Raw genomic sequence first — 6,197 nt, forward strand, 5'->3', positions numbered from 1 at the left:
CGTGAATCCGTGGTCCGGGCGGCATGCGCGCCGGGATTGGTCTTCCAGTCCAGTTTGCGGGGACAATAAGCCCCATTGCGGTGTCGCACAAGCCAGGCCCGCCGTGAGCGCTCCAGGCGCTCAGTCCAGTCCGAGCAGCCCCTTGGCCACGTCGCGGCAGAACTTCTCGAGCACTGGCTTTTCCAGCCCGAGCCCGTCAACCAGCCAGTCACCCTGGCCGGGATAGAAGCTGGCGAACGTATAATCGATGTCCTTCCTGGTCGTGCGCAGGTAGAGCGACCAGACCTTGTACAGCTTGTCCGTGGGCAGCATGTCCGTGCCCCAGATCACCTTGTGCGGCATGCGGTTGATCAGCTCGCGGGTCTTGGCCGTGCGGTTGTCGCGCTCATGCCCCAGCCATTTGCCCCGGCCGGTCTCGGCCATGCGGCCGCTGATGTCGCTGTACAGGTTGGGAGTCCGTTCCAGGATCCGGAAATACTCGTCGATCCGGTCCCACGGATAGTTGGCGAAATGCACGGCGTTATAGTTGGTCTGCGGCGTGGACTCCACCAGATTGAAGAAGTCCTCGTGCAGCTGCCAGGCGTCGCGGTCGGTGAAATTCTTGGCGTAGAGGTGCCAATCCGGGAAGCAGGTGATCTCGCGCAGGCGCTCGTTGCCCTCCAGGGGCATCAGGAACATCCAGGGATCGCCGTAGTGGATCCAGATCGGCATGCCCAGGTCGCCGGCGTGGCCGAACAGCTCCTTGATCCGGGTGTCGTTCAGACGGGCGCGCTTGCCGTGGGTCTGCACATCCACGCCCAGGGCCTTGTGCACCTTGACCCCGCGCACGTTCAGCTTGCGGGCGCGATCCAGGTACTTGCAGGCTTTCTCGACCCAGCCCGGCTCGTCCAGCTTCCAGTCGAACGTGGTCAGGTTGACCACACGCTTGGCCAGACGGCTTTTCAGCCAGCCTTCCTCGACCTCGCGCAGGTACTCGTCCCAGTAGACTTCCAGCGAGAGGTTGATGATGTATTTGATCCCGGCGCTGTCCAGCACCTGTTCCAGCATTTCCATGTGCTTCGGGCTGGAGGGATAGCCGGCCAGGTGGCTGTGCCCGTCCACCGCGTCTTTCACTCCCAGCGCGGTTTCCGGGGCCCGCCAGTCGATGGCCGGGGCCTCCAGTTGAAGACGCGCCATGCGCTGGTAGCTCGAAACCTTTTTCCGAGTCTCGGCCGGGACCTCGACCCATTCCCAGCCCGGATATTTGGGCGCCTGCTCACCCCAGAACTCCTCGACCTCCAGTATTTCCTTCTCTGTCCGGTCGTCCTTTGCCGCCTCGATTTTAAGCACCTCTCATCTCCCCGCGCAATGTGTTACGGCAGAAACATGCCCCCCGTGAACACCGCTGTCGGGGGGACGACAATTAAGTATCATAATAATACGCAGGGGGATAAAAGGCAACTTAAAGGATTGGCCGGTCCGCGGGGGGATGTCCGATTGGGCTTGCCCCCCGGGACAGGCGGGCTTAATTTACTGAGCCAGAATCCGTTATTCGCCGTAAACTGAGCCAAAGGGGGCGGAGTATGTCGGTGGGCGTGCTGGTGGCCGCGCCGGGCTGGGTGGCGGGTGAGCATATCCGGGCTTTCCAGGCCGACAGCCGCAGCCACGTGGCGGCAATCTGGGCCGGGCGCGATTCCGAGAGAGCACGGGCCGCGGAGTATGCCAGACGGTTCAACCTGGACTGCGTGATTACGGACGATTACGAGGCCGCGCTGGCCCTGAGCGCGGTGCAGGCGGTCACGGTCTGCTCGATCAACTGTTTCCACTACGGGCAGGCGCTGGCCGCGATCCGCGCGGGCAAGCACGTGCTGGTGGAAAAGCCGGTGGCCCTCAGCCTGGACGAGGTGCGCCGTCTGGCCCTGGAGGCCGGACGTGCCGGAGTGCTCACCCACGCCGGGCACATCGTGCGCTATTACCCGGCGATCCGCGCGCTCAAAGGCCTGATCGAGCGCGGGGCGCTGGGTGCTGTCTACCACGCCGAGGCGGATTACTGGCACGCGCTCTCGGGCGGCTGGAAAGTGAAAAAGGACACCGCGGGCAGCGCCATGCTGATGGGCGGCATCCACGCCCTGGACCTGGTGCGCCACCTGCTGGGCGAGACCCGCAAGGCCGAATGGGTGAGCGCCGTGGCGAGCGGCCCGTTCCTGCGCCAGGATTTCGACTATCCGCCCAATGTCGAGGCCCTGATCCGCTACGAGGACGGGGCCACCGCGCGGGTGGGGGTGGGCCTGGAGGCGAACATGCCCTACGTGTTCCACCTTCAGGTCAACGGCAGCGGCGGCACGATCCGTCAGAACGGCATCCACTCGCCCGGGTTTTTCCCTGGAGTGAGCCGCTTCGTGGAGATACCCTCGCACTACCCGGATGACTGGGACGTGGCCGGGCACCCGTTCGGCGAGGAGGTGGCCGATTTCCTGGACGCGGTGGAGAGCGGCACGCCCTCCATGTTGGATTTCCGGCACGCCCTGGCCACCTACGAGCTTCTGGAGGCGATCGAGCGCTCGGCGGCCACGGGCCGTCCGGTGCGGCCCGGCTCGGCCGGGGATGTACCCCTGTGCATGCCGTTCTAACGAAAGCACACTTGCGGAGCGGGGATGAAAGTCGGCATACTGGAATTCCGGGACACCAACGGACGCTATCTCAAGGCCCTCCAGGCCTATGAGACGATCCTGGAGCACAACGGCATCGCCTGCGAGCGCCTGAGCCCCAGCGACCCGAGTCTGCTGGAGCGTGTGCGCGGCCTCGACCTGTTCATCGCGCGCTGGGGCCTCTACGACCATGACCGTCAGCTTGTGCGAAGTCTGCTCCCGGCTGTCGAGGAGCAACTGGGCGTAAAATGTTTCCCGGACCGCGCCACCTGCTGGCATTATGACGACAAGATCGGCCAGTGGTACCTGATGCAGGCCCGCGGGTTCCCGATGGTGGATACCCGCGTTTTCTGGGAGCGCCGGGCGGCCCTGGGCTGGCTGGAGCGCGAGGCCGAATACCCCCAGGTGTTCAAGCTCACCGGGGGGGCGGGCTCGCAGAATGTGCTGCTGGTGCGGGATGCCGCCCAGGGCAAGCGCCTGGTGCGGAGGATGTTCGGCCGGGGGATACTGCCGGGCGGGTTCCTGCCGGGAGGGGTGCGGCTGGCGCATTTCAACCTCTACCGTGAGCTGCGCCGCGCCGGGGGCGACATGCTGCGCCGTCTGCGCGGCCTGGATGCCTCCCCCTGGTGGGTCTGTCAGAAGAACTACGCCCTGTTCCAGCGGTTCCTGCCTGGGAACGAGTGGGACACGCGGGTCACGGTGATCGGCGGACGGGCGTTCGCTTTCCGTCGCCTCGTGCGCCCCGGCGATTTCCGGGCCTCGGGCAGCGGGCGGATCGACTACGACCCCGCGGGCGTGGACCCGCTCTGTGTGCAGATCGCCCTGCGCGCCTCACGCGAGCTGGGGTTCCAGTCGATGGCCTATGATTTCCTGTTCGACCCGGCTGGTGGGCCCTGTTTCTGCGAGATAAGCTACACCTATGTCTCGCGGGCGGTCTATGACTGCCCGGGCTGGTGGGACAGGGATCATCGGTGGCATGCGGGCCATCTCTGGCCGGAGTGGTGTCAGTTGGCCGATTGCCTGTCGCGGCCGGACTTGAAAGCGCCGGACCTGAGCGGGCTGGGTAAATTCTGAAAGCCTGGCTGGCGCGGCTCGTTGGAAGCGTTGGCTGCACGTATGATTTGGATGGCAGTATCAGTTTTCAATGCGGGGCAAGGCGCGCCGTGCCCCTGTGCTGGCCGTCCTCGTTGGCGATGGTGGGTGTCAGCCACGGATGCCCTGGGCCTGCCGTAGGGGCGAACCTTGTGTTCGCCCGTGGGTTGTATATAAGGGTTGTTAAAATTTCAGACTGAAATTCACCTTAAAACACAGTCGCTGACATGCTGGAAGCCCTGACCTCGAAAACAGTAGGCATCTACCGCGACCGGAGCGTGACCGGTTATGACCCGGCTCCGCCGTTCGGGCCCGCCGAGCGCTACCCGGAGTACCCGTTCGCCTGGGAGGACTCCCCGCGCGGCAGCGGGCAGGTCTACGCCATGCTGCGCGGGCTGTTCCGGAGCATGGGGCTGGACAGTGAGCGTTTCGGGCGGAAAGAGTGGAACCCGCTGGGCGAGGTGATCCGCCCCGGCGACCGGGTGCTGGTCAAGCCCAACTGGGTCCGTCACGCCCTGCCCGGCGGGGCGGGCGCCGAGGCGCTGCTGACCCATCCTTCGCTCCTAAGGGCGGTCCTGGATTATGTGGCGATCGCCCTGGACGGCGAGGGCGGCATCGTGCTGGGTGACTCGCCCATGCAGACCGCGGATTTCGATGTTCTGCGCAGCCAGTGCGGGATCGACAGCCTACTCGAATGGTGGCGCTCCCGCTCCAGGGTCAAGCTGGAGCTGGTCGATTTCCGCCGCAGCCTGATCGTGGCCGAGCGCGGCGACCTGATCCGCGAGCGGCGGGTCCTGCCCGGCGACCCCGGCGGCTACCGGGCGGTGAACCTGGGCCTGCGCAGCTATCTCACCCCGCTGGATGAAAACTGGCGTCGCTACCGCGTGACCGACTACAACCCGCGCCAGATGCGGGAACACCACAATGCCATACGCCACGAGTACCTGGTGCCGGATTCGCTGCTGGGTTCGGATGTGCTGATCAGCCTGCCCAAGCTGAAAACCCACCGCAAGGGCGGCCTCACCTGCGCGCTCAAGAACCTGGTCGGAATCAACGGCAACAAGGACTGGCTGCCGCACCACCGGGCGGGAAGCCCCGCCGAGGGCGGGGACGAGTACCCGCGGCGGAGCCTGCTGAAACACCTGACCATGAGTCTTGGTGACAGACTGGCAGTCACCCGGCCGGGGCTGGGCTATGACCTTCTCTGGCACCTTCGCCGCCTGATCGCGGCCGCGGCCCGCAGCACCGGGGCCGGTCCGGTCTGGGAGGGGAGCTGGTACGGCAACGACACGCTCTGGCGTATGGTCCTGGACCTGATCACGATCATGCTCTACGGCGACCAGGAGGGCCTTCTCGAGGTGGCCCCGGTGCGCAGCCATTTCGCGGTGGTGGATGCTGTGGTGGCCGGTGAGGGCGAGGGCCCGCTCAGGCCCAGCCCCCGCACCGAGGGCATTCTCCTGGCCGGGGCCAATCCCCTGGCCGTGGATGCAGTGGCCGCCAGCCTGGCCGGACTGGACCTGCGACGCATCCCCATGCTCGGCGCGGGGTTCCGGGTGGCACGGGGCGGCAACAGCCTGCCGCTGGTCAGCTATAACTGGGATGAGATCGAGCTGCGCTCCAACGAGCCGCAGTGGGACAACCGCCGCCTGGGTGAGCCGGAGAGTCTGCCCGGACGCCTGGATTTCCGGGCCCCGGAGAGCTGGGCCGGCCGGGTGGAGCTGCCGCGCGCCGGTGAGAGCCGATGAGCGGACAGCCGGCATACGGCACGCTCAGCCCGGAACTGGCCGAACGGGTGCGAATGGTGCTGGAGTTCCACCGCTGGGGCGCGCGGCCCGAGGGCGTGACCTCGGGGGGCACGTTCTACGAGACCGCCCATGCGAGGCTGCGGCGCGAGAGCATCGAGATGGAGGCTCTGCTGGCCGAGATCGGCCGTCACTGGGCCGGCAAGCTCCCCGGGCCGGTGGAGACCCTCGTCTCGGCCGGGCGGATGTACCGTCGCGCGGCGGATTTCGTGAAGGCGGAGGAATATTTCCTGCGCGCCCTGGAGCTGGTCTACGACAGCGGCGAGCGGCACGGGGAGAGCGCTTGAGGCTCATGCACCTGACAACCGCGGGCGGCTGGGGCGGCCGCGAAATGTACCCGCCCGAGGCGGCCCAGCTCCAGCGTAGGCGCGGTCACACGGTCAGCGTGCTGGCCAAGGTCAACACACCGCTGGCGAAGCACCTGGAATCCACCGACCTGGACTATGACCTGCTGCGCGCGGGTCCCTATTTCGACCCGGCGGCGATTGTCCGTCTGAGCCGTATCCTGCGTCGGCGAAACCCGGAGGTGATCCAGGTTCACCTTTCGCGCGACCTCCTGCTGGTCGAGGCGGCCTGCGCCCTGGCGCGGCTGCGCCCGGCGCTCATCCTGCACAAGCACATCGCCTCGGCCGGGAACAAGAAATACCGGCTGCACCGCGTGCTCTACGGGCGGCTG

Annotated in this window: 6 protein-coding genes; 5 read left to right on the forward strand and 1 reads right to left on the reverse strand. The window is 66.5% G+C overall.

The features are described from left to right. Nucleotides 1–120: 120 nt before the first annotated feature. Nucleotides 121–1,329, reverse strand: coding sequence for an amidohydrolase family protein (locus LLH00_07925; protein MCE5271197.1), 1,209 nt, complete (start codon nt 1,327–1,329; stop codon nt 121–123). Between the two features lie 233 nt (nt 1,330–1,562). On the opposite strand from LLH00_07925, the gene LLH00_07930 reads away from it, so the two are divergent. From LLH00_07930 to LLH00_07950, 5 genes are all read left to right on the forward strand, one after another. Then, nucleotides 1,563–2,609 carry a Gfo/Idh/MocA family oxidoreductase gene (locus tag LLH00_07930; protein ID MCE5271198.1) on the forward strand — a complete coding sequence of 349 codons (1,047 nt, stop codon included), beginning with the start codon at nt 1,563–1,565 and terminating at the stop codon, nt 2,607–2,609. 24 nt (nt 2,610–2,633) lie between these two features. Then, complete coding sequence (locus LLH00_07935) at nt 2,634–3,701, forward strand: hypothetical protein (protein ID MCE5271199.1); 1,068 nt, start codon at nt 2,634–2,636, stop codon at nt 3,699–3,701. A gap of 245 nt (nt 3,702–3,946) precedes the next feature. Then, a complete protein-coding gene (locus tag LLH00_07940; GenBank protein ID MCE5271200.1) occupies nt 3,947–5,464 on the forward strand; it encodes a DUF362 domain-containing protein in 1,518 nt (505 codons plus the stop codon). Continuing rightward, on the forward strand, nt 5,461–5,808 hold the full coding sequence (locus LLH00_07945) for a tetratricopeptide repeat-containing protein (protein ID MCE5271201.1): 348 nt from the start codon (nt 5,461–5,463) through the stop codon (nt 5,806–5,808). Before LLH00_07940 ends, LLH00_07945 begins: the two co-directional genes overlap by 4 nt. 5 nt (nt 5,809–5,813) lie before the next feature. Next, nucleotides 5,814–6,197: glycosyltransferase (locus LLH00_07950; GenBank protein MCE5271202.1), on the forward strand; the 384-nt coding region annotated here is incomplete at its 3' end.

This window comes from bacterium, from assembly GCA_021372515.1.
Taxonomy (GTDB): domain Bacteria; phylum Gemmatimonadota; class Glassbacteria; order GWA2-58-10; family GWA2-58-10; genus JAJFUG01.

Excerpts from the sequence above, each read along its gene's own strand:
- LLH00_07930 (MCE5271198.1), top strand. The coding sequence starts at position 1,563 with ATGTCGGTGGGCGTGCTGGTGGCCGCGCCGGGCTGGGTGGCGGGTGAG.
- LLH00_07935 (MCE5271199.1), top strand. The coding sequence starts at position 2,634 with ATGAAAGTCGGCATACTGGAATTCCGGGACACCAACGGACGCTATCTC.
- LLH00_07940 (MCE5271200.1), top strand. The coding sequence starts at position 3,947 with ATGCTGGAAGCCCTGACCTCGAAAACAGTAGGCATCTACCGCGACCGG.
- LLH00_07945 (MCE5271201.1), top strand. The coding sequence starts at position 5,461 with ATGAGCGGACAGCCGGCATACGGCACGCTCAGCCCGGAACTGGCCGAA.